At 73.7% G+C, this 21,597-nt stretch carries 19 protein-coding genes and 1 tRNA gene; 10 read left to right on the top strand and 10 right to left on the bottom strand.

The features are described from left to right. Positions 1–6: 6 nt before the first annotated feature. The 5 genes from QK440_RS03150 to QK440_RS03130 form a co-directional block, all read right to left on the bottom strand. Positions 7–1,296, bottom strand: a complete 1,290-nt coding sequence (locus QK440_RS03150; protein WP_282791410.1) for a homoserine dehydrogenase — start codon at positions 1,294–1,296, stop codon at positions 7–9. 140 nt (positions 1,297–1,436) lie between these two features. Further along, complete coding sequence (gene lysA / locus QK440_RS03145) at positions 1,437–2,828, bottom strand: diaminopimelate decarboxylase (RefSeq protein WP_282791362.1); 1,392 nt, start codon at positions 2,826–2,828, stop codon at positions 1,437–1,439. Positions 2,829–2,850: 22 nt separating this feature from the next. Further along, positions 2,851–3,909, bottom strand: coding sequence for an ArgS-related anticodon-binding protein NrtL (nrtL, locus tag QK440_RS03140; RefSeq protein ID WP_282791361.1), 1,059 nt, complete (start codon positions 3,907–3,909; stop codon positions 2,851–2,853). Between the two features lie 233 nt (positions 3,910–4,142). Next, positions 4,143–4,580, bottom strand: coding sequence for a response regulator (locus QK440_RS03135; protein ID WP_282791360.1), 438 nt, complete (start codon positions 4,578–4,580; stop codon positions 4,143–4,145). A 53-nt stretch (positions 4,581–4,633) separates the two neighbouring features. Continuing rightward, positions 4,634–5,383 carry a TetR/AcrR family transcriptional regulator C-terminal domain-containing protein gene (locus QK440_RS03130; protein WP_282791359.1) on the bottom strand — a complete coding sequence of 250 codons (750 nt, stop codon included), beginning with the start codon at positions 5,381–5,383 and terminating at the stop codon, positions 4,634–4,636. Positions 5,384–5,736: 353 nt separating this feature from the next. Between QK440_RS03130 and QK440_RS03125 the strand changes: the two genes are divergently transcribed. Continuing rightward, positions 5,737–7,155, top strand: a complete 1,419-nt coding sequence (locus QK440_RS03125; RefSeq protein WP_282791358.1) for an MFS transporter — start codon at positions 5,737–5,739, stop codon at positions 7,153–7,155. 110 nt (positions 7,156–7,265) lie between these two features. Here the strand turns inward: QK440_RS03125 and QK440_RS03120 are convergent. Next, a tRNA-Arg gene (locus QK440_RS03120) sits at positions 7,266–7,337 on the bottom strand. A 112-nt stretch (positions 7,338–7,449) separates the two neighbouring features. After that, on the bottom strand, positions 7,450–8,274 hold the full coding sequence (locus tag QK440_RS03115; protein ID WP_282791357.1) for an SAM-dependent methyltransferase: 825 nt from the start codon (positions 8,272–8,274) through the stop codon (positions 7,450–7,452). A gap of 241 nt (positions 8,275–8,515) precedes the next feature. Here QK440_RS03115 and QK440_RS03110 point away from each other — a divergent pair, with 241 nt between their 5' ends. Then, positions 8,516–9,337 (top strand): class I SAM-dependent methyltransferase family protein, encoded by an 822-nt coding sequence (locus QK440_RS03110; protein ID WP_282791356.1) that lies wholly within the window; start codon positions 8,516–8,518, stop codon positions 9,335–9,337. A gap of 112 nt (positions 9,338–9,449) precedes the next feature. Here QK440_RS03110 and QK440_RS03105 read toward each other — a convergent pair whose 3' ends face one another. After that, positions 9,450–10,538: a Ku protein gene (locus QK440_RS03105; protein ID WP_282791355.1), complete on the bottom strand. Its 1,089-nt coding sequence runs from the start codon at positions 10,536–10,538 to the stop codon at positions 9,450–9,452. Positions 10,539–10,588: 50 nt separating this feature from the next. On the opposite strand from QK440_RS03105, the gene ligD reads away from it, so the two are divergent. After that, the gene (ligD, locus tag QK440_RS03100) at positions 10,589–11,491 is read left to right on the top strand and encodes a non-homologous end-joining DNA ligase (RefSeq protein WP_282791354.1); all 903 of its coding nucleotides are present in this window, start codon (positions 10,589–10,591) and stop codon (positions 11,489–11,491) included. A gap of 201 nt (positions 11,492–11,692) precedes the next feature. Here ligD and QK440_RS03095 read toward each other — a convergent pair whose 3' ends face one another. Next, positions 11,693–12,496: a nuclease-related domain-containing protein gene (locus QK440_RS03095; RefSeq protein ID WP_282791353.1), complete on the bottom strand. Its 804-nt coding sequence runs from the start codon at positions 12,494–12,496 to the stop codon at positions 11,693–11,695. Positions 12,497–12,799: 303 nt separating this feature from the next. On the opposite strand from QK440_RS03095, the gene QK440_RS03090 reads away from it, so the two are divergent. From QK440_RS03090 to QK440_RS03065, 6 genes are all read left to right on the top strand, one after another. Beyond that, a complete protein-coding gene (locus tag QK440_RS03090; protein ID WP_282791352.1) occupies positions 12,800–13,114 on the top strand; it encodes a hypothetical protein in 315 nt (104 codons plus the stop codon). Between the two features lie 85 nt (positions 13,115–13,199). Further along, positions 13,200–14,312 (top strand): hypothetical protein, encoded by a 1,113-nt coding sequence (locus QK440_RS03085; protein ID WP_282791351.1) that lies wholly within the window; start codon positions 13,200–13,202, stop codon positions 14,310–14,312. After that, complete coding sequence (locus QK440_RS03080) at positions 14,309–15,724, top strand: HAMP domain-containing sensor histidine kinase (protein ID WP_282791350.1); 1,416 nt, start codon at positions 14,309–14,311, stop codon at positions 15,722–15,724. Before QK440_RS03085 ends, QK440_RS03080 begins: the two co-directional genes overlap by 4 nt. 167 nt (positions 15,725–15,891) lie before the next feature. Beyond that, the gene (locus QK440_RS03075; protein WP_282791349.1) at positions 15,892–16,251 is read left to right on the top strand and encodes an SH3 domain-containing protein; all 360 of its coding nucleotides are present in this window, start codon (positions 15,892–15,894) and stop codon (positions 16,249–16,251) included. A 62-nt stretch (positions 16,252–16,313) separates the two neighbouring features. Next, positions 16,314–17,675 carry an FtsW/RodA/SpoVE family cell cycle protein gene (locus QK440_RS03070; RefSeq protein WP_282791348.1) on the top strand — a complete coding sequence of 454 codons (1,362 nt, stop codon included), beginning with the start codon at positions 16,314–16,316 and terminating at the stop codon, positions 17,673–17,675. Beyond that, positions 17,672–19,189 (top strand): penicillin-binding transpeptidase domain-containing protein, encoded by a 1,518-nt coding sequence (locus QK440_RS03065; protein WP_282791347.1) that lies wholly within the window; start codon positions 17,672–17,674, stop codon positions 19,187–19,189. Before QK440_RS03070 ends, QK440_RS03065 begins: the two co-directional genes overlap by 4 nt. Positions 19,190–19,237: 48 nt before the next feature. Here the strand turns inward: QK440_RS03065 and QK440_RS03060 are convergent, their stop codons facing one another. After that, the gene (locus QK440_RS03060) at positions 19,238–20,347 is read right to left on the bottom strand and encodes a ferritin-like domain-containing protein (protein WP_282791346.1); all 1,110 of its coding nucleotides are present in this window, start codon (positions 20,345–20,347) and stop codon (positions 19,238–19,240) included. 271 nt (positions 20,348–20,618) lie between these two features. Here QK440_RS03060 and QK440_RS03055 point away from each other — a divergent pair, with 271 nt between their 5' ends. After that, positions 20,619–21,557 (top strand): diiron oxygenase, encoded by a 939-nt coding sequence (locus QK440_RS03055; RefSeq protein ID WP_282791345.1) that lies wholly within the window; start codon positions 20,619–20,621, stop codon positions 21,555–21,557. Positions 21,558–21,597: the final 40 nt, after the last annotated feature.

Raw genomic sequence — 21,597 nt, 5'->3', positions numbered from 1 at the left:
TTCTGCTTACTCCCCTTCAACCCGCATGATGCTGGCGACACCACGCACGGTGTCGAGATTGCGCAGCGCCTCGACGGTGCCGCTGAGGGCGGCGTCGGGCGCGCAGTGGGTGACGACGACGAGGGAGGCCTCCCCGTCCTTGACCGTCTGACGGACCGTGTCGATGGACACGCCGTGCTCGGCGAAGACCGTCGCGACCTGCGCGAGCACGCCCGGCTTGTCGGCCACGTCGAGACTGATGTGGTACCGCGTGACGACCTCGCCCATGGAGCCCACGGGCAACTGCGTGTACGCGGAGTCGCCGGGGCCGGTGGCCTCGCCGAGCTTGTTGCGGCACACGGCGACCAGGTCGCCGAGGACGGCGGAGGCGGTCGGCGCGCCGCCGGCGCCGGGCCCGTAGAACATGAGCCGGCCGGCGGCCTCGGCCTCCACGAAGACGGCGTTGTACGCCTCGCGGACGCTCGCCAGCGGGTGGCTGAGCGGAATCATCGCGGGGTGCACGCGGGCGGTGACGGAGCCGCCGTCGGCGGCCCGCTCGCAGATGGCGAGCAGCTTGATGGTGCAGCCCATGCGCTTCGCGGACGCGAAGTCGGCGGCGGTGACCTCGGTCATGCCCTCGCGGTGGACGTCGTCGAGGCGCACGCGCGTGTGGAAGGCGATGCCGGCGAGGATCGCGGCCTTGGCGGCGGCGTCGAAGCCCTCGACGTCGGCGGTGGGGTCGGCCTCCGCGTACCCGAGCGCGGTGGCCTCGTCCAGGGCCTCCTGGTAGCCCGCGCCGGTGGTGTCCATCTTGTCGAGGATGAAGTTGGTGGTGCCGTTCACGATGCCGAGGACGCGGTTGACCTTGTCCCCGGCCAGGGACTCGCGCAGCGGCCTGATCAGCGGGATCGCGCCGGCGACCGCGGCCTCGTAGTAGAGGTCGCGCCCCTGCTGCTCGGCGGCGGCGTGCAGCGCGGCGCCGTCCTGGGCGATCAGGGCCTTGTTCGCGGAGACGACGGACGCGCCGTGCTCGAAGGCGGTGGTGATCAGGGTGCGGGCGGGCTCGATGCCGCCGATGACCTCGACCACGACGTCGATGTCGCCGCGTTTGACGAGCGCGGTGGCGTCCGTGGTGACCAGCTCGGGGTCGATGCCGGCGCGGACCTTGGAGGGGCGCCGGACGGCGACCCCGGCGAGCTCCACCGGGGCGCCGATCCTGGCTGTGAGGTCGTCGGCGTGCGTCGTCATGATGCGCGCCACCTCTGAGCCGACGACCCCACAGCCCAGCAGCGCCACCTTCAGCGGACGCGTACGCATCATCCGACCTCGTTTCCTTCTCCAAGCAACGGTGGGTCCAGTCTCACCCACCAAAACGGTGTTTCTGACCAAAGTCCGGATCGTGAGACGTGAATTTCACGCATTTCACGGGCCGGGGGTTCCGGTTCCGCCGCCGGGGGTCAGCCGACGTCGAGGCGCAGCAGGTCCTCCTCGGTCTCGCGGCGCACGATGACGCGGCCCGCGCCGTCGTGCACGGCGACGACCGGGGGCCGCAGCGCGTGGTTGTAGTTGCTCGCCATCGAGCGGCAGTACGCGCCGGTCGCGGGCACGGCGATGAGGTCGCCGGGGGCGAGGTCGGCGGGCAGGAAGGCGTCGCGTACGACGATGTCGCCGCTCTCGCAGTGCTTGCCGACGACGCGGACGAGCATGGGCTCGGCGTCGGAGGAGCGGGACACGAGCGCGACGCTGTACTCGGCGTCGTACAGCGCGGTCCTGATGTTGTCGGACATGCCGCCGTCGACGGAGACGTAGGTGCGCAGGCCGTCGAGCGGCTTGATGGTGCCGACCTCGTACAGCGTGAAGGCGGTGGGGCCGACGACGGCGCGGCCGGGCTCGACGGAGAGCCGGGGCACGCTCAGGCCCGCGCGCTCGCACTCGCGGGTGACGATCTCGCGCAGGGCGGCGGCGATCTCGTGCGGCTCGCGCGGGTCGTCGGCCGGGGTGTACGCGATGCCGAGGCCGCCGCCGAGGTCGATCTCGGGCAGTTCGACGCCGTGCTCGTCGCGGATGTCCTTGAGCAGGCCGACGACCCGGTGGGCGGCGACCTCGAAGCCGGAGGTGTCGAAGATCTGCGAGCCGATGTGGCTGTGGATGCCGACGACGTCGAGGCCGTCGAGCTTGAGCGCGCGCCGTACGGCCTCCGCGGCCTGGCCGTCGGCGAGCGGGATGCCGAACTTCTGGTCCTCGTGCGCGGTGGCGATGAACTCGTGGGTGTGCGCCTCGACGCCGACGGTCACGCGGATCTGGACGCGCTGGCGGGTGCCGAGGCCGTCGGCGACGTGCGCGACGCGGACGATCTCCTGGAAGGAGTCGAGCACGATGCGGCCGACGCCGGCGCGGACGGCGCGCTCGATCTCGGCGGCGCTCTTGTTGTTGCCGTGGAAGGCGATGCGGTCGGCGGGCATGCCGGCGTCCAGGGCGGTGGCGAGTTCGCCGCCGGAGCACACGTCGAGGTTGAGCCCTTCCTCGTGCAGCCAGCGGACGACGGCCCGGGACAGGAAGGCCTTCCCGGCGTAGAACACGTCGGCGTCGGGCCCGAAGGCGTCGCGCCAGGCCCGGCAGCGGGCGCGGAAGTCGGCCTCGTCGAGGACGTAGGCGGGGGTGCCGAACTCCTCGGCGAGCCGCTTCACGTCGACGCCGCCGACGCGCACGGTGCCGTCGGCGGCGCGGGTGACGGTCCTCGACCAGATCTTGGGGTCGAGGGCGTTCAGGTCGGCGGGCGGCGGGGAGTAGTGCCCCTCGGGCAGGACGTCTCCGTGCCGGGGTCCTGCGGGGTGGGCGGAACGGCTCATGGCTCTTTCGACTCTTCTCGTCTCACAGGTACGCGGGCGCGCTGATGCCGAGCAGGGACAGGCCGCCGGCGAGCACCGTCCCGGTGGCTTCGGCGAGCGCGAGCCGGGCGCGGTGGGCGGCCGTGGGTTTCTCGTCACCGCGCGGCAGCACGGTGTGGGCCCCCGCGAGGAACGCGTCAGCGGTGTTGACGAGGTGCCGGGCGAGCCGGTCGGGCGCGCGGTGGCGGGCCGCGGCGGCGAGGACGGCGGGGTAGTCGCCGAGGGCGCCGAGCAGCGGGTGTCCGTGTCCGTCCGCGTGGTCCACGTGGTCCCCGGGGGCGGGGGCGAAGCCGAGGTCGGCGGCGTTGCGGAGGAGGGCCCGGGTGCGGGCGTGGGCGTAGCGGACGCGGAACAGGGGGTTCGTCTCGCGCTGGGCGAGGTGCTCGTCGCCGGTGTCCGGGTGGTCGTGGGCGGCGGGGTGGAGCAGCGCCCAGCGGGCGGCGTCGCGGCCGAGGCGCAGGGGGTCCGGGTGGGCCGGGGCGGGCACGGGGCGGAGGGTGGGCAGCGGCTCCGGGGGGTGTCCGTGGGCGTCGACGCGTACGCCGAGGACCTCGGTCCAGGCGGGGTCGGGGGCCGCGTCGCAGGTGACGCGGACGAGGGCGCCCTGGGAGCGCAGGATGCGGCGGGCGCTGTCGGCCACGACGACGGCGCGGACCTCGTACGGGACGTGCAGCTGGACGCGCTCACCGGTGTCGGCCTCGGTGTGCCCGTACCGCGGGCCGCGCGCGAGGACGTCGCGGACGAGTCCGGCGCCGGGGTCGCCGTCGAGGGTGATGCTGAGGAAGCCGGGCCCGGTGACGTCGGCGCGGGCGATGCCGGGCTCGGCGGCGAGCCGCGCGGAGAGGATCCCGGCGACGCGCACCGGGGCCGCGCCGGCCTCGCGGGCGAGGCGCAGGGCGAGGTTGCTGGCGTAGTCGCCCCGTCCGCCGGGCCGCGGCCGCTCCACGTGCGCCCGCTCGGGCACGGCGACGGCGAGCTCACCGGCGTCCACGGCGGCACGCAGCGCACGCAGCACGGTCCGGGAGAGCTCGACGGGGGTCACGGGAACAAGGGTAGGGGAGGCGGGTGGCGGGTGCGGCGGTGAGGGGGCGGTGGGTACGCCGCGGGGGTGCGGGGGCGAGGCGCGGAGGGGACCTTTCAGCCCGTCCGGCGTGTGAGGACGAGCCGCGGAGCGGCGACAAGGCGGGGGTCCAGGGGGGCGCGGCCCCCTGGTTTCGGGAAAGGGGCGGGACTGGGGCGCCCCCGCGAGGCCCCCCGCCACAGGGCGGCAAGGGCTCAGGGGTGGCCCGCGCGTTCGGACCCGCCGCCGGCACACCCGCTGCCGAGGGGGCCGCCCTCACGCCGCCGCCGCGCCTCCACCAACTGCCGTACCACTTCCACGAGTTCGTTCGGCTCGAAGGGCTTGGCCAGGAACGCGTCGACGCCGACCTCCAGACCGGCCTCGACCTCGTACTGCGTACAGGCACTGACCACGACCAGCGGCAGGTGCCGGGTGCGCGGGTCGGTGCGGAGGCGGGCGGCGGCGCGCAGGCCGTCGAGGCGGGGCATGACGACATCGAGCGTCACGACGTCGGGCCGCACCTGGTGCACGACGTCCAGGCACTCGGCACCGTCGGCCGCGGTCACGACCTCGAAGCCCTCCAGCTCGAGATTGACCCTGATCAGTTGCCGGATGACCTTGTTGTCGTCCACAACAAGCACACGGCCGGACATGCCTGGCACAACTCGAGAGTAGGTCGAGAGCCGCCGTCGCGTCCGGGTTTTACCTACTTCTGCCCCGTGCGAGGGAGACCGAGCATCCCGTCGAGGAGGAACCCGAGCCCGATGGCGAAGCTCGTGTCCCAGTCGTCGTCGGCGAGGTACTGGTGCGCGGCCACGGTCGGGTACCGGTCGCGCTGGCGCTCCAGGTACTCCTGGCCCAGCCGGGTCTCCGCCGCGGTGAGCCGCAGCCCGGACTGGGCGGCCGTGGCGCCCATGACGTGGTTGTAGAGCGCCCAGGTCGCGGCGTTGAGCCGGGTGCCGGTGAGCCCGGCGCGCGCCAGCGCGGACTGCAGGAACTCCATCCAGGCAAGGAAGTTGGGCCCCATCAGCGGCCGTTGCCGGGCGGGCACGGAGGCCGCCCAGGGGTGCCGCAGGACGGTCCGGCGCCAGTCGTGGACGAGGGCGGTGACGTCCCGCCGCGGGTCGTCCTCGTGCCGGTCCGGGAGGGGCGTCTCGCCGAAGACCGCGTCGACGGCGAGGTCGACCACGTCGGCCTTCGTCTTCACGTGCCAGTACAGCGTCGTGGCCCCGGCGTCCAGTCGCTCGGCCAGACGGCGCATCGTCAGCCGGTCCATGCCCTCCTCGTCCAGGAGCGCGACGGCGGCCTGGACGATCCGGGCCGGGGTGAGCGGCGGCTCCGCCTTCCCGCGCTTCTCGCGCGCGGGGCGCAGCCAGACGTTGATTCCCCCACCGGGTTCGCTGCGCGTGCGCTCTTTGCCTGCGATGACACCCACCTCCACGGGTGAGTCTGCCACGACCCGCTCCAAGATTTTTCGGTGACTCAACTCGCCTGCTCAGAGCGGCAGTTGAGGAGCGCGCGGTGCTTCCGCGGACGCCGACCGCCGCGCGGAACCGTAGTAGTGTCGCGGCCCACTGGACCAATGTTCGAGTAACTGGACCGCTGTACGAGCGGCGGAGTGAGGCCGGTGTGGACATGAAGCGATGTGATGCGGGCGCGGGGCGGCAGCCGGAGGGGGGAGGCCACACGGAAGCCCGGACGGAACAGCGGCAGCCGACGCCGACCTCCACGGCCCCACCGGCTCCAGTAGCCCCAGCAGCCTTAGCGGTCTCAGCAGTCCCGGCGGCCGGGCGCTGGTGGGCCCTCGCCGTGGTGAGCCTCGCCCAGCTCATGGTCGTACTCGACGCGACCATCGTGAACATCGCCCTGCCGTCCGCCCAGCGGGACTTGGGCATGACGGACGGCGACCGGCACTGGGTGATCACCGCGTACGCGCTCGCCTTCGGCGGCCTGCTGCTGGTGGGCGGCCGGGTGAGCGGGGCGCTCGGGCACCGCAGGGCGTTCTCGTGGGGCTTGGCGGGCTTCGCGCTGGCCTCCGCGCTCGGGGGCGCGGCGGGTGACGCGGGCACCCTGTTCGGCGCCCGCGCGGCGCAGGGCGTCTTCGCCGCGCTCCTGGCACCGGCGGCCCTGTCGCTGCTGATCCTGACGTTCACCGACGGACGCGAACGGGCCAGAGCCTTCGGGGTGTTCGCCGGGGTGGGGGCGGGCGGCGCCGCGCTCGGCGTCGTGGCGGGCGGCCTGCTCACCGAGTACGCCGACTGGCGCTGGTGCCTCTACATCAACGTGCCCCTGGCCGTACTCGCCCTCGCCGGGGTCCCGCTGGTGGCGCGCGACCGGCCGAGCGGTGACCTGCGCGGCCTCGACGTGCCGGGCGTCCTGCTCAGCACGGGTGGGCTCGTCGCCCTGGTCTACGGGTTCACGCAGGCGGAGCCGTACGGCTGGGGCGACCCGAAAGTGCTGACGCTGCTGGGTGGCGGGGTACTGCTGCTCGCGCTGTTCGTGCTCGTGGAGGCGCGGTCGGCGCGGGCGCTGCTGCCGCTGCGCATCCTGGCGCACCGGGCGCGGGGCACGGCGTTCCTGGCCGTCGGCCTGATGTTCGTGGCGATGTTCGGCTTCTTCCTCTTCGTCAGCTACTACACGCAGACGATCCTCGGCTACTCGCCGGTGACGGCGGGCCTGACGCTGCTGGTGAACGCGGTGAGCAGCACCGTCGGCGCGATGCTGATCGCCGGGAGGCTGCGCCGCGCGGTCCCGGCGCACCTCCTGATCGCGGGCAGCCTGCTGTCCGCCGCCGCGGGCATGCTGATCCTCACGCGGCTCGACGTGGACAGCACGCACGTCTTCTGGGCCTACCTGACCCCGTCCATGGTCCTCACCGGCATCGGCCTGGGCACGCTGCTCGCGGTGGCGACCGACACGGCGACGATCGGCCTCGACCACACCGAGGCGGGCGTGGCCTCGGCGGCGTACAACACGGTGCAGCAGGTGGGGGCCGCGTTCGGCACGGCCCTGCTGAACTCGGTGGCGACGAGCGTGACGACGTCGTACCTCGAGGAGCACGCGGGCGAGGGCGGCCGACGAGTCCTCGACGCGGGGACGGTGCACGGCTACACCGTGGCGCTGTGGTTGGCGTTCGGGGTGCTGCTGGCGGGGGCGGCGGGGGTGGTGCTGGCCGGTCGGGACGACACGGTGCCGCGGCCCGGGCCGGTGGACCACGGCGCGGACTGAGGGGAGCGCGGACGCCCGCCCTGTGCGCGGCAGGACAGACCGCGCATACGCGAAGACCCCGTCCCCAGCGAAGCTGCTGGTGGCGGGGTCTACAGGCACCTCATACAGGGTGCCCCCGGCAGGATTCGAACCTGCGCACACGGCTCCGGAGGCCGTTGCTCTATCCCCTGAGCTACGGGGGCGTGTCGGTCGCGGTGTCGCGGTGACGGGTAGAACCCTACCAGCTCTTCGGGGGTCCTCATGAACGGGTTTGCGGGCGGCGCCCGTGGGGGTGGGCGGGCGCCGCCTCGCAGGTCAGGGCTTGCGGCCCACACCCGCGTACGCGTCGACCGCGGTGGTGGTGTCGGTCGTCCCGTCGGGGCGCCAGCGGGTGACCTGGGTGACGCCGGGGTCGGTGAGGGTGAGGCCGTCGAAGAAGCCGGTGATCTCCTCGACGGTGCGGACGTGGTACGGGATCGCGCCGCTCTCGTTGTACGCGTTGGACGCCGCGATCATGCCCTCGCTGGTGGACGTCGAGTCGCTGATCACCAGGTAGCTGCCGGACGGCAGGCCGGCCATCAGGCGGTTGACCAGGTCGCGGGCCTGGTCGTACGAGGAGACGTGGCCCAGGGTGTTCAGGATCATGAGGGCCACCGGCTGGGAGAGGTCCAGGGTCTTCCCCGCTTCCGCGAGGATCGCCTCCGGCTCGTACATGTTCGCGTCGATGTACGCCGTCTCGCCCTCGGGCGTGCTGGTCAGCAGAGCGCGGGCGTGGGCGAGGACCAGGGGGTCGTTGTCCACGTAGACGATGCGGGCGTCCGGGGCGACGCGCTGGGCGACCTCGTGGGTGTTGTCGGCCGTCGGCAGGCCCGTGCCGATGTCGAGGAACTGGCGGATGCCCTGCTCCCCCGCCAGGTGGCGGACCGCGCGGCCGAGGAACTGGCGGCTGTTGCGCGCGACGTCGACGAGGCCGGGGAAGATCTCCTTGATCTCGTCGCCGAGCTCCCGGTCCTTCTCGTAGTTGTCCTTGCCGCCCACGAAGTAGTTCCAGAAGCGCGCCGAGTGCGGCTTGCTCGTGTCGATCCGGGCGCGGATCTCCGCGGACGAGTCGAGTCTGGGGTCGGAAGCGGAACCGGTCACGGGACCTCCTGCGGTGCGTGGGCCCGGCCCGGGTGCGGGCCGGGCCTTGCCTGGGCTGCCTGCCTACCTGCTTGAATTGCGTACAACCTAGCAATCGTCCCGTGCGGCGCGGTCGTTGACTCCGGCCTCCGGCTCCTCCTGCCCCTTCCTCGTTTCCCTCGTTGCCCGCCGGATGTACGTGGGCGGGTCTGAGTATCCGTACGGATGGCCGGTGGCCCGCCGCGCGGTCACGCTTGCGCGCATGACGACACCTCTGCCATCCCCGCCGCCCCCGCGGAGCCTCAAGTGGGCGGTGCTGCGCGGCCTGTTGCGCACGGTGGGGCGGACCTCCGAAGGCATCCGCGTCGGCTTCCGGCACGGCTTCGACAGCGGCACGATGCTCGACTACGTGTACGTGAACCGGGCGCGCGGCGCGTTCGGCGTCGGCCGGCTCGTCGACCGCGTCTATCTGAACGCCGTCGGCTGGCGCGCCGTCCGCGCCCGGGCCCGCCTCCTCCAGCGCGTGCTGCGGGACCAGGTCGCCGCGCGCCCCGGCCGTCCGGTCCGGGTCCTCGACGTGGCCGCAGGGCCCGGCCGCTACCTCCAGGACGTGGCCGCCGCGTACGGGCCGGAGCGGGTGCGGGTGGTGTGCCGCGACCTGGCGGCGGCGGGGCTGCGGCAGGGCGAGGCGCTCGCGCGGGCGCGGGGGCTCACCAACGTCTCGTACGAGACGGGGGACGCCTTCGACCCCGAGCCGCCGGCGGCGGGGGCGCCGGACGTCATCGTCGTCTGCGGCCTGTACGAGCTGCTGCTGGACGACGACACCGTCCGCGCCTCCCTCAAGCGGCTGCGGGGGCTGCTCGCCCCGGGCGGCGTCCTCGTCTGCACCACCCAGACCCGGCACCCGCAGCTCGAACTCATCGCCAACGTGCTGCCCGACCGGGAGGGGCGGCCGTGGGTGATGAAGTGCCGGAACGTGGCCCTGACGGAGGGCTGGGCGCGGGAGGCGGGCTTCGGGAACGTACGCAGCAGGCGCGAGGAGGTGGGGCTGTTCGCGGTGACGGTGTGCGGGGAGGCGGGGTGAGCGACCGGGGCCTTGTCTGTATCTGTTCTGCGACTTGATAGAACGTTCGTTCCAGGCGGGGAGTTGTTCCCCGGGAGGGGCTGCCGCACCCTCCCCGGAGAGGGTGCGGGCGTCAGGATGCTCTGCGCTTCGCTGTCGTCTTTCTGGTCGTGGTCGACTTCTTCGCCGTCGTCTTCTTCGCCGTGGACTTGGCGGTCGACTTCGGAGCGGGCGAACGGTCCGCGGTCGTCGCCTTCTTCGCGGCGCTCTTCTTGGCCGTGCTCTTCTTCGGGGCGGCGGCCGTGGCCTTCTTCGCCGCCGTGGACTTCTTGCCGCCGACCTGCTTGGGGGTCGCGGGGGCGGACTTCCGGGACGCGGACGCGGTCCTGGTGCGGCGGGCCGGGAGGTCCGTGACCTCGGCCTCCGGCGCGCCCTCCGCCTCGCCGCGGGCCGTGCGCGCGGCGCGCACGCTGCTCTCCAGGGCGGCCATCAGGTCGATGACCTTGCCGCCGCGCGGCTCCGCGGGGGCCGGGGCGGTGGTCGTACCGCCATCGAGCTTGGCGGCGATCATCTCCTCCACGGCCTCGCGGTAGTCGTCGTGCAGCGAGTCCATGTCGACCTCGCCGAGGGTGTCCATCAGGGCGTCGGCGAGGTCGAGCTCGGCCTCCCGCACCTGCACGTCGGTCTCGGGCGCGACGCTGTCCGTGGCGCGGATCTCGTCCGGCCAGAGCAGGCCGTGCATGGCGATGACGTCGTCGACGACGCGCAGCATGCCGAGGCGTTCGCGGCCGCGCAGCGCGAACTTCGCGATGGCGACCTTCTTGCTGCGCTTGAGGGCCTCGCGCAGCAGGGTGTACGGCTTCAGGGCCGGGGCCCCGCTGGCGGCCAGGTAGTAGGCCGTGCTCATCTGGAGCGGGTCGATGTGGTCGGCCGGGACGAACGAGACGATCTCGATGGTCTTCGCGGTCGGGATCGGCAGCGAGGCCAGGTCGTCCTCCGTGATCGGGATGATCGAGCCGTCGGCGTCCTCGTACCCCTTGCCGATCTCGTCGGACGACACCTCGCGGTCCTCCAGCTCGCAGACCTTGCGGTAGCGGATGCGGCCGCCGTCCTCGGTGTGGATCTGCCGGAAGGAGACCGCGTGGTTCTCCGTGGCGTTCACCAGCTTGATCGGGATGCTGACCAGGCCGAAGGAGATGGCGCCGTTCCATATGGACCGCATGTGGTGCACCTTTCGCCACGGTTTGCCGCGATTCGTGGGATTCTCATCGTATGACGCCCATCACGGAGGTGGAGGGCCGACGGCTCGCGCTCAGCAACCTCGACAAGGTGCTGTATCCGGAGAGCGGCTTCACGAAGGGTGAGGTCCTGCACTACTACGCGACCACGGCGGACGCGCTGCTCCCCCACCTGCGCAACCGGCCCGTGTCGTTCCTGCGCTTCCCGGACGGGCCCGAGGGGCAGCGCTTCTTCACCAAGAACGTGCTGCCCGGTACCCCCGACTGGGTGCGGACGGCCGAGGTGCCGCGGTCGGAGGGGCCGGTGCGGCAGATCGTCGTACAGGACCTGGCGACGCTGATGTGGGCGGCGAACCTGGTGACGGAGTTCCACACGCCGCAGTGGCAGGCGGACGCGCCCGGCCTCGCCGACCGGCTCGTGCTCGACCTGGACCCCGGGCCGCCGGCGACGGTGGTGGAGGCGTGCGAGGCGGCGCTGTGGCTGCGGGAGCGGCTGGTCGCCGACGGGTTCTCCGTGTACGCGAAGACGTCCGGGAGCAAGGGGCTGCATCTGCTCGTGCCGCTGGTGCCGGTCGCGTCCGCGGAGGTGACGGCGTACGCGAAGCGGCTCGCGGTGACGGCGGAGCGGGAGCTTCCGGAGCTGGTGGTGCACCGGATGACGCGGAGCCTGCGGCCGGGGAAGGTGTTCGTGGACTTCAGCCAGAACGCGGCGGCGAAGACGACGGCTACGCCCTATACGTTGCGGGCGCGGGCGGAGCCCACGGTGTCGGCTCCGGTGACCTGGGCGGAGGTGGAGGGCTGCCTGTCCCGTGGGGACCCCGGGCTGCTGGTCTTCCAGGCCTCCGACATGCCGTCCCGGCTCCGCCGGGACGGGGATCTGCTGGCGCCGCTGTTCGATCCGGAGATGGCGCGGGGGTTGCCCACCGGTGCGGCCTGAGCTGGACGGTTGCTCGGCACTTGGCCTGTGCCCACCCGTCCCGCCCAGCGGGACGATTGCCCACAGGGGTGGTCGAAGCCGGGGTGGCACGGGTGGGTGGGTGGGAAGGAACGGACGACGGTGGGGAGGCGCTGGCGTCGGGGTCGGGCGGACGGAGCCGGGTGGCACGGGTGGGTGGGCGGGAGAGGGGGGCCTCGCCTACTAGACCCGATGCCAGGTGTGGCGGTCCCGGGCCAGGGCGTGCAGGGCCTCCACGTCCGCCGGCTTCAGCACACCGCCCGCCCGGGCCAGCGCGGACAGCTCCGGCTCGGCGAGGACCCGTACCTCCCGGGGCGGCTCCGGCGCGTCCACGAGGACCGCGCCCACGGGGACGAGCACGGGCCGCACCTCCGCGGTGAGGGCGAAGGAGGCGCGGGCGGCGTCGGCGCGCAGCTCCCGCAGCAGGGGCGCGGGCCGGTCCCTGCCGACCGCGACCATCGGGTCGGCGACGCGGACCCGCTGCCGCCGCGCGGGCACCGCCCGGACGCAGAAGAGCCCCCCGGGCCCGATGAGCAGGTGGTGGATGCGGGCGCCGCCGGGCAGGCCGATGGAGTGCAGGGTGTGCCAGCCGGCCCCGTCGAGCCGGTCGAGCGCCTCGCCGACGGCACTCTCCGCGGCGAGCGCGCGGCTGCGCGGGTCGGACCGAAGGCGGCGGGCGGACGGCGGCTCGCGTTCGAGCGAGACGCGCAGAGCCTCGCCGGGCCGGTTCGGCGCGAGGTCGTCGTCCGGGTGCAGGGCGAGCCGGGCGAGCTCGGCGGGGGTGGGCACCGGTGGCGGCCCGACCGTGACGTTCCCGGTGAGGAAGGGGGCGAGGGCGTCCAGGACGTCCGCCTCCTCGTCCGTGCTGAGCAGGTTCACGCGGGCGGTGTCGCGGTCGAACCACGCCACGTTCCTGCCGTCCGCCCGGCAGACGTAGAGCCGCTCCTGGCCGTGTCGGAACGCCGGTACGACACGCAATGCGCTCATCCCCATCACCCCATGACCATGGGAACAGCCCGGACGCGGCTCCGGCAAGAAGCCGTCGGCGCCGCAAGGAAGTTGATGCCCGCCGCCCGGGCCCCGCCCCGCCGGGCCGGGCCCGTACGCGCCGTCCCGCGCGTCCCGCGCGCCCCGTGACGGCGCCGCCCGCGCAGCTATGACGCCCTGTTACACACTCGCCGGACCACCGCAACGGCGGGCGTTTAGCGTCGTAGCCGTCACCGGGGCCACCGCCCTCCCGGCCGCCCTCCCGGGTGACGGAGCCGACCGCACGAGCGCAAGGAACGTACCGTGAGCCACCCCCGTCTCCCCGCCGCCGTCCTGCGTGCCGTCGCCGTGACCGCGCTCGCGGGCGGCGCGCTGCTCGCCCCCGCCGCCGGCGCCTTCGCCGACGCGCCCGCTCCCCCGGCCCCCGCCTCCCCGGCGGGGGCCCACACCACCCCCGAGGGAACCGGAACTGCGCCCTCCCGTACCCCCGAAGGCCATGCCCACGGTCTCCGCGAGGCGGGCAGCCCCGCGCTCCTCGCGGCGGGCGGCGCCATGGCCGCCGCGGGCGCCGCCGGGCTCGGCTTCGCGGTGCGCCGCCACGGGCGTACCGGGGGCTGAGCGGCGGACGGGGCGCGCCCGCGGGGGCCGGTGGGCGGGCCGTGGCGGCCGGTGACTCGGCAAGGATGACTTTCCACCCCATAAGGTGTACGGGGCGACCGACCGGCCCGAGCCGCACCCGCTGACCTGCGGCGGCCCGGCGCGGGACGGTCACCGCACCGACCACGCCACCGCCGTCACCACCGCCGTCACCGTCACCACTACCGCCGTCACCACCGTCACCGCCCTCGCCATCACTGCCGTCGTCACCACCATCACCGCCGCCCCACGGCAAGCAGGAGTGCAGTTGAACCGCAGCCGCAGGCCGCGCGCGTCCGGGTCCCGCGGGCGCCGCGCGCTCGCCACGGGCGTCTTCGCGCTGGCCGCGGCCGCGCTCGCCGCGGGCTGCGGGGACCCGGGCGACCTGCGGAGCGCGGGCGCCACGCCGACGGCCGTGGGGCCCACCCGGCTGTGGCCGGACCTGCCGCCCGCCTCCTCGCCGGTCGGCGACTACGGCAACGCGGACACCGAGGAGGTCGACGGCGTCGAGGTGCCCGGCGGCGACCTGCGCAAGGTGGACCCGGTCGACATCGTGAAGGCGCAGGCGGCCGCGCACCCCGACGACTACACCGGCCCGTCCGCGCTGTACAAGGAGACCGCCGAAGCCCTGCGCGACTGCGGCAGGAAGGGCAAGGAGTGCCCGGTCCTCAAGGCGTACTACCGCGACTTCACCGGTGACGGGAAGGACGACGTGGTCGTCGGCATCCGGATGCCCGAGGAGCAGCTCGCCATCCGCGTCTACGCGATGGAGAAGGGGCACCTGACGCAGATCATGGGCACCTCCGACGCGGTGCTCGGCGTGGAGCTCGCCGGGCGCGACCTGGTGCTCCGCGCGGTCTCCGACATCCCCGGCTACGAGTACCGCACGGCCTGGTCCTGGGACCGGCACCAGCGCGCGATGCTGCCGACGCGCGACGAGTTCCTGCGCTCGTCGGACGCGCCGCGGCCCGAGGGTGCCCGCAGCCCGGTACCGGCACCGGCACCGGTGCCGGAGCTGACCGAGGACCCCGGCCGGGAGAACCCCGCGCCCGGGCCGAGCGCGGGCGACCGGCCGAGCTCCGACGGCCCGGACGACTCCAGCGGGCCCGGCGGCTCGGACGGTTCCGGTGGTTCCGGCGGGTCCGGTGGCTCCGGCGACTCCCCCGGCGCGGGCTCATGACCGGCGACCGCGCCCGTCGCCGCCCCCGGCTGCCGCTGCGCCCGCCCGCCTGGACCGCGACGCTGCGGTGGAAGGCCGCGGCGTTCATCGCGGGCATGTGCTGCGCGCTGGCGGCGCTGCTCGGCGTCCTCGTGCACGTCGCGGTGACCAACCAGACCGTGGGCCAGGCCCGCGACCGCGCCCTGTCCCGGCTCGACGACGCCACCGAGCAGTACGAGGCGGGCGGGCGCCTCGGCCCGGGCGCGGGCATCGACCCGCCGGACCTGCCGCGCCGGCTGCGCGAGCTCGCCGTGGCCGGGGAGCGCGGCACGATGGTCGGCGACCACGACAGGACACCCACGGTGTGGGCGGCGGGGCCCGCGGACGGCGGCCGGGCCATCGCCGTGCAGGTCGACTACGCGCAGGGCGCCCGCACCATCGACGGCCTCGACCGGGCGATCCTCGGCTCGTCCGTGCTCGCGATCGGGGCGACGCTGCTGGTCGGTTCGTTCGCGGTGACGCGGGTGACGCGGCGGCTGCACCTGACGGCGCGGGTGGCGCGGCGGATCAGCGCGGGCGACCTGGACGCGCGGGTGAACGACCCGCGCACCCGCGACCCCGACCGCCACCAGGACGAGGTGGCCACGGTCTCCGGCGCCCTGGACACGATGGCCTCCTCCCTCCAGGGCAAGCTCCTGAGCGAGCAGCGGTTCACCGCGGACGTGGCGCACGAGCTGCGCACCCCGCTGACCGGGCTGCACGCGGCGGCCGAACTGCTGCCGCCGGGCCGCCCCACCGAGCTGGTCCGGGACCGGGTGGCCGCGCTGCGCACGCTCACCGAGGACCTCCTGGAGATCTCCCGCCTCGACGCGCGCACCGAACGCGTGGACCTGGACGCGGTGCGGCTCGCTCCCCTGGCGGAGCGGGTGGTGCGGATGGTGCGGGTCCCGGGCGCCGCGGTGGAGCTGGTCGTCGTACGCGACCTGGTGGTGGACACCGACGGGCGGCGCCTGGAGCGGGTGCTCGGCAACCTCGTCGCGAACGCGCTCAAGCACGGCGCCCCGCCGGTGGTCCTGACCGTGGACGGGCCGGTGATCACCGTACGGGACCACGGGCCGGGGTTCCCGGACTACCTGGTGGAGCACGGGCCCCAGCGGTTCCGCACGGAGGGCACGAGCAAGGGGCACGGCCTCGGTCTGACCATCGCGCTGGGCCAGGCGCAGGTGGTGGGGGCCGTGCTGACGTTCACCAACGCGGCCGACGGCCCCGGCGCGGTGGCGACGCTGATCCTGCCCGACGGCGAGGAGCCCTCCGGCGGCGAGGAGGCCCCCGGCCGCGAGGAGGCCGCCGGCGGTGAGGAGCCCTCCCGCGGCAAGGAGCCCCCAGGCGGCGAGGAGGCCTCCGGCGGCACCCCGGACGAGGGCCACGCCTGACGCCCCCACCGCCCCGGGCGCCGGACGCCCGACACCGCTGATCGCCTGACGCCACCACCTGTCCGTACGTGACCTTTTGCGGACCCCTCCTGTCACTCCTAGCGTGAATCGCGGCCTATGAACCGGCCGTTCCGCACGCCCGTTTCCCTCACAACAGGAGGCCCCGCATGAGTCTTCGCCCTCGTTCCCTCGCCACCCGCCTCGCCGTCGCGGCCGCCGGCGGCGCCGTCGCCGTCACCACGCTGGCCGCCGCCCCCGCGCTCGCCTCCGACGGCGGCAACGAGCATCCCCGCGTCTACAAGGGCAAGGTCACCGCCAAGTCCGGGCTGCTCCTGCGCGACCGGCCCATGCGGGGCAGCCGCGTCGTCCGGCACGAGCCGTACGGCAAGGTCGTGCACATCCACTGCAAGATCCGCGGCGGCAACGTGCACGGCAACAACCACTGGTACCTCCTCACGGACGGCACCTGGGCCTGGGGCTCGGCGCACTACATCTCCACCATCGGCAAGGCGCCGCACTGGTGCTGAGCCGTCGGCGCACAGGCGGGGCATAACCGGACATCACGCCCGGAGCTTGCTACGTTCCGGTCATGGAGGTCCGCGTCCCGCGACGCCGGGGCACCGAACTCGCCCTGACCGTCGCCGCCGTCCTGCTCCCGGTCTACGGCTACTGCGACGTGGGCCTGGCCAGGAGCGGCTCGGTCCCGCCCGGCGCCGTCGGCTACGGCGCCGGGCTGGGGCTCCTCGCGCTCCTCGCCCATCTGGCGGTGCGGCTGCGGGCCCCGTACGCCGATCCGCTGCTGCTCCCGATCGCGGTGCTGCTCAACGGCCTCGGGCTCGTCCTCATCTACCGGCTCGACCTGGAGACGCCCGGCGACCGGGCCGCGCCGCCCCAGCTCGTCTGGTCCACCGTCGGCGTCGGGCTGTGCGTGGCGGTCGTGGTGGCGCTGCGCGACCACCGGCTGCTGCGGCGGTACGCGTACCTGTCGGTCGTCGCGGCCCTCGTCCTCATGATCGTGCCGATCTTCTTCCCGGCGGTGAACGGCGCCCGCATCTGGATCCGGGCCGGCGGCCTGTCCATCCAGCCGGGCGAGTTCGCGAAGATCCTGCTCGCGGTGTTCTTCGCCAGCTACCTCGCGGCCAACCGGGCGGCGCTCACCACCACCGGCCGCACCCTGTGGAGGTTCGTCCAGCTCCCCACCGGGCGGGTGCTCGGGCCGGTCGTCACGATCTGGCTGCTGAGCGTCGGCGTCCTGGTCCTGGAGCGCGACCTCGGCACCTCGCTGCTCTTCTTCGGACTCTTCGTGATCCTGCTCTACGTCGCCACGGGCCGCGCCGGCTGGATCGCGGTCGGGCTGCTGCTCGCCGCGGCGGGCGCCTACGCCGTGGGCTCGCTGGAGCCGCACGTGCACGGCCGGGTGCAGGACTGGCTGCACCCCTTCGCCTCCATCGAGGCGGGCCGGGGGCCGAACCAGCTCGCCCAGTCGCTCTTCGCCTTCGCGGCGGGCGGGCTGCTCGGCACCGGGCTCGGGCACGGCGACTCCATCCTGATCGGCTTCGCCGCGAAGTCGGACTTCATCCTGGCGACGGCGGGCGAGGAGCTGGGGCTCGCCGGGCTCACCGCGATCTTCCTGCTCTACGCGCTGCTCGTGGAGCGCGGCTACCGCACCGGTCTGGTGCTGCGCGACCCCTTCGGGCGGCTGCTCGCGATCGGGCTCGCCTCGATCGTGGCGCTCCAGGTGTTCGTCATCGCGGGCGGCGTGACCGGGCTCATCCCGCTGACCGGCATGGCGATGCCGTTCCTCGCCCAGGGCGGCTCGTCCGTGGTGACCAACTGGATCATCGTGGCGCTGCTCATCCGGCTCAGCGACTCGGCCCGCTCCCAGCCGCCCGCCGGGGACCGCGCCGGGCAGGACGCCGGGCCGCCGCGGCCCGGGGAGCGTGCCGCGTGAGCCGGTACATCCGGCACGCCGCGGCCTTCTGCGCGCTGCTGCTCGTGGCCCTGCTGGTGAACGCCACCCGCGTGCAGGTCCTCGACGCCGAGACCTACGACGAGAACCCCGCCAACCGCCGCCGGGCCATCGAGCGCTTCCACCAGCCGCGCGGCGACATCCTGGTGGAGGGCCGCCCGGTCACCGGCTCCGCGGACACCGGCGAGATGCTCCGCTACGAGCGGACGTACCGCGACGGCCCGCTGTACGCGCCGGTGACGGGCTTCTCCTCGCAGGTGTACGGCACCACGTTCCTGGAGCACGCCGAGGACGCGCTGCTCTCCGGCACCGACCCGATGCTCGCGCCGCTGCCGCTCTGGCACGACCTCACCCGCACACGGAGCCCCGGCGGCGACGTCGCCACCACCGTCCGGGCGGCCGTGCAGCGGGCCGCCTACGCCGGGCTCGGCGGCAGGAAGGGCGCCGTCGCCGCGCTCGAACCGGGCACCGGCAGGATCCTCGCCCTGGTGTCCAGCCCGTCGTACGACCCCGGGCGGCTGGCCGGGACGGGCGCCGGGGTGACCGGGGCCTGGGAGCGGCTCAACGCCGACCCCGGCAAGCCGATGCTCAACCGCGCGCTGCGGCAGACGTACCCGCCGGGCTCGACGTTCAAGGTGGTCACGGCGGCGGCCGCGCTCGACTCCGGCCTGGTGACCGACCTGGACGCGCCGACGGACTCTCCCGACCCGTACACGCTGCCCGGCACCGCGACGCGCCTGTCGAACGAGGTCTCCGGCTGCGAGGACGCCAGCCTGCGGTACGCCTTCCAGTGGTCGTGCAACACCGTCTTCGCCAAGCTGGGCGCCGACGCGGGCCTGGACACGATGGCCGGGGCCGCCAGGAGGTTCGGCTTCAACACGCCGGGGCCGACCGTGCCGTCGGCCGTCGCCACCAGCACCTTCGCCACCACGGTGGACCGGGCGCAGCTCGCGCTCTCGGCCATCGGGCAGTACGACACGCGGGCCACGCCGCTCCAGATGGCGATGGTCGCGGCGGCCGTCGCCAACGGCGGCTACGTCAAGGCGCCCCGGCTGGTGGACCGGACGACCACCGGGTCGGGCGACACGGTGGGCGCGACGGCGTCGCGGACGCTGCGCCAGGCCATGGGCCCGCGGACGGCGGCGCGGCTGCGGGAGCTGATGACGGACGTCGTCGAGGAGGGCACGGGCGGCAACGCGGCGATCCCCGGGGTGACGGTCGGCGGCAAGACCGGCACCGCGCAGCACGGGTTCGGCAACACGGGCACGCCCTACGCGTGGTTCGTCTCGTGGGCGCAGCGACCGCGCGAGGTGGAGGCGGCCGTGGCGGTGGCCGTGGTGGTGGAGGACGCGGCCGCCGACCGCGCGGACATCAGCGGCGGCGGCAGCGCGGCGCCGATCGCCCGCGAGGTCATGCGGGCCGCCCTGGCGGCGAGGGGCGGGGCGGCCTCCGGCGGGTACGGGCCCTCCGGAGGGCAGGGGCCCACCGGCGGGTAGAGGCCCACCGGCGGGCAGAGGCCCACCGGCGGGTAGGGGGCGGGTGCGTCAGTCGGCAGCGCGCCCGGCGGCGACGGCCTCGTCCACCTCCGCCACGCGCAGGCGCTCCTCCGCGGCGAACCGCTCCGCGTCCAGCCTCTCGGCGATCTCCTCGTCCTGGGCCATCAGCAGGTCGAGGCTGGAGTCGCCCATCTCCAGGACGCCCATGTCGACGTAGGCCCGCTGGAGGCGCTCGCCCCACAGGCCGATGTCCTTGACGCAGGGCACGATGCGGCTGAACAGGAGCTTGCGGAAGAGCTGGAGGTACTCGGAGCGCTCGCTGCACTCCTCGGCCTCCTGCTTCGGTATGCCGAAGTTCTCCAGGACCTCGACGCCGCGCAGCCGGTCGCGCATCAGGTAGCAGCCCTCGATGACGAACTCCTCGCGCTCGCGCAGTTCGGCGTCGGTGAGCTGCTTGTAGTAGTCGCGCAGGGCCATCCGCCCGAAGGCCACGTGCCGGGCCTCGTCCTGCATGACGTAGGCGAGGATCTGCTGCGGCAGGGGCTTGTCCGTGGTGTCGCGGATCATGCCGAAGGCGGCGAGGGCGAGGCCTTCGATGAGGACCTGCATGCCCAGGTAGGGCATGTCCCAGCGGGAGTCGCGCAGGGTGTCGCCGAGCAGCGCCTGGAGGTTGTCGTTGACGGGGTAGAGCATGCCGATCTTGTCGTGCAGGAAGCGGCCGTAGATCTCGGCGTGCCGGGCCTCGTCCATGGTCTGGGTGGCGGAGTAGAACTTCGCGTCCAGGTCGGGCGCGGACTCCACGATGCGGGCGGCGCAGACCATCGCGCCCTGCTCACCGTGCAGGAACTGGCTGAACTGCCAGGAGGCGTAGTGCTTGCGCAGTTCGCCGCGCTCACGCGGGGACATCCGGTCCCAGTGCCGGGTGCCGTACAGGGTCATGGCCTCGTCGGGGGTGCCGAGCGGGTCGAGGGGGTCCACCTCCAGGTCCCAGTCGATGCGCTTGGCGCCGTCCCACTGCTTGTCCTTGCCCTTCTGGTAGAGGTTCAGGAGGCGTTCGCGGCCCTGGTCGTACTCCCAGCTGAAGCGGGCCGCTCCGGTGGCGGGCACCTGCCAGGTGAGGTCCTGCTGAGCCTTGGCGTACAGATCGCGTGTGGACACGGACGGCTCCTCACGGCTCTCGGCGGCCCGTGGTCGTCGCAACCGCCGCGGAAAGGTGAACAGTTGGCAGGCTCACACGGTGGTAGACGAGCGGTCAACAAGTTGCGCGTGGGGGATTGACGGCCTTACTGACAAGCAGTCTCATAAGACGTGACCGCCGGTAACCCGCCACGGGCGGCACCCGGCTCACCCCACTGCACACGCCCCACCCCCGACCCACCCCGACAGCACACGACAGCACCCGACAGCACACGACGAGCAGGAGTACGTCATGACCACCGTGACCGAGGACGGCGAACTCACGGGTCTGCGGGACGCGCTGGGCGTGCTCAAGGACCGCGAACAAGTGGCCCTACGGCTCCTTGAGTCCTCCGCCAGGCACTCCTTCGACCCGGACACCGAGCTCGACTGGGACGCCCCCGTCGAGGACGGCAAGTGGTTCTGGCCGCCGGAGCTCGTCTCCCTCTACGACACCCCGCTGTGGAAGCGGATGTCCGAGGAGCAGCGCTTCGACCTCGCCCGGCACGAGGCGGCGTCGCTCGCCTCGCTCGGCATATGGTTCGAGATCATATTGATGCAGCTCCTGGTCCGGCACATCTACGACAAGTCCGTGACCAGCGCGCACGTGCGGTACGCGCTCACGGAGATCGCCGACGAGTGCCGCCACTCGATGATGTTCGCCCGCATGATCCAGAAGGGCGGCGCGCCCACGTACCCGGTGACGCGCCTCAACCACAACCTCGCCCGCGTCCTCAAGACCGTCTCCACCACGCCCGGTTCGTTCGCGTGCACGCTGCTCGGCGAGGAGATCCTCGACTGGATGCAGCGCCTGACCTTCCCCGACGAGCGGGTGCAGCCGCTGGTGCGCGGCGTCACCCGCATCCACGTCGTGGAGGAGGCCCGGCACGTGCGGTACGCGCGCGAGGAGCTGCGCCGCCAGATGGTGACCGCCCCGCGCTGGGAGCGCGAGCTGACCCGGATCAGCTCCGGCGAGGCGGCCCGCGTCTTCTCCGTGGCCTTCGTCAACCCGCGGGTCTACTCGGACGTGGGCCTGGACCGCCGCGAGGCGCTCGCCCAGGTCAAAGCGAGCGGCCACCGCCGCGAGGTCATGCAGAGCGGCGCCAGGCGCCTGACCGACTTCCTCGACGACATCGGAGTGCTGCGCGGCGTGGGCCGCAGGCTGTGGAAGTCCTCCGGACTGCTGGCGTAGCGCCGGGCCGGGCCCGCCCGGGCGACGGCACGGTTACGCT

It is taken from the genome of Streptomyces sp. CC224B (assembly GCF_030010595.1).
In the GTDB taxonomy this organism is placed as follows: Bacteria; Actinomycetota; Actinomycetes; order Streptomycetales; family Streptomycetaceae; genus Streptomyces; species Streptomyces longispororuber.
Note: the sequence above shows the minus strand (reverse complement) of the source record. Positions and strands in the feature narration are given on the sequence as shown.

Bases quoted from the DNA above. Each gene is read 5' to 3' on its own strand.
- QK440_RS03150 (WP_282791410.1), bottom strand. From the start codon at position 1,296: ATGCGTACGCGTCCGCTGAAGGTGGCGCTGCTGGGCTGTGGGGTCGTC.
- lysA (WP_282791362.1), bottom strand. From the start codon at position 2,828: ATGAGCCGTTCCGCCCACCCCGCAGGACCCCGGCACGGAGACGTCCTG.
- QK440_RS03135 (WP_282791360.1), bottom strand. From the start codon at position 4,580: ATGTCCGGCCGTGTGCTTGTTGTGGACGACAACAAGGTCATCCGGCAA.
- QK440_RS03110 (WP_282791356.1), top strand. From the start codon at position 8,516: ATGACGACACCTCTGCCATCCCCGCCGCCCCCGCGGAGCCTCAAGTGG.
- QK440_RS03105 (WP_282791355.1), bottom strand. From the start codon at position 10,538: ATGCGGTCCATATGGAACGGCGCCATCTCCTTCGGCCTGGTCAGCATC.
- ligD (WP_282791354.1), top strand. From the start codon at position 10,589: ATGACGCCCATCACGGAGGTGGAGGGCCGACGGCTCGCGCTCAGCAAC.
- QK440_RS03095 (WP_282791353.1), bottom strand. From the start codon at position 12,496: ATGAGCGCATTGCGTGTCGTACCGGCGTTCCGACACGGCCAGGAGCGG.
- QK440_RS03080 (WP_282791350.1), top strand. From the start codon at position 14,309: ATGACCGGCGACCGCGCCCGTCGCCGCCCCCGGCTGCCGCTGCGCCCG.
- QK440_RS03075 (WP_282791349.1), top strand. From the start codon at position 15,892: ATGAGTCTTCGCCCTCGTTCCCTCGCCACCCGCCTCGCCGTCGCGGCC.
- QK440_RS03070 (WP_282791348.1), top strand. From the start codon at position 16,314: ATGGAGGTCCGCGTCCCGCGACGCCGGGGCACCGAACTCGCCCTGACC.
- QK440_RS03055 (WP_282791345.1), top strand. From the start codon at position 20,619: ATGACCACCGTGACCGAGGACGGCGAACTCACGGGTCTGCGGGACGCG.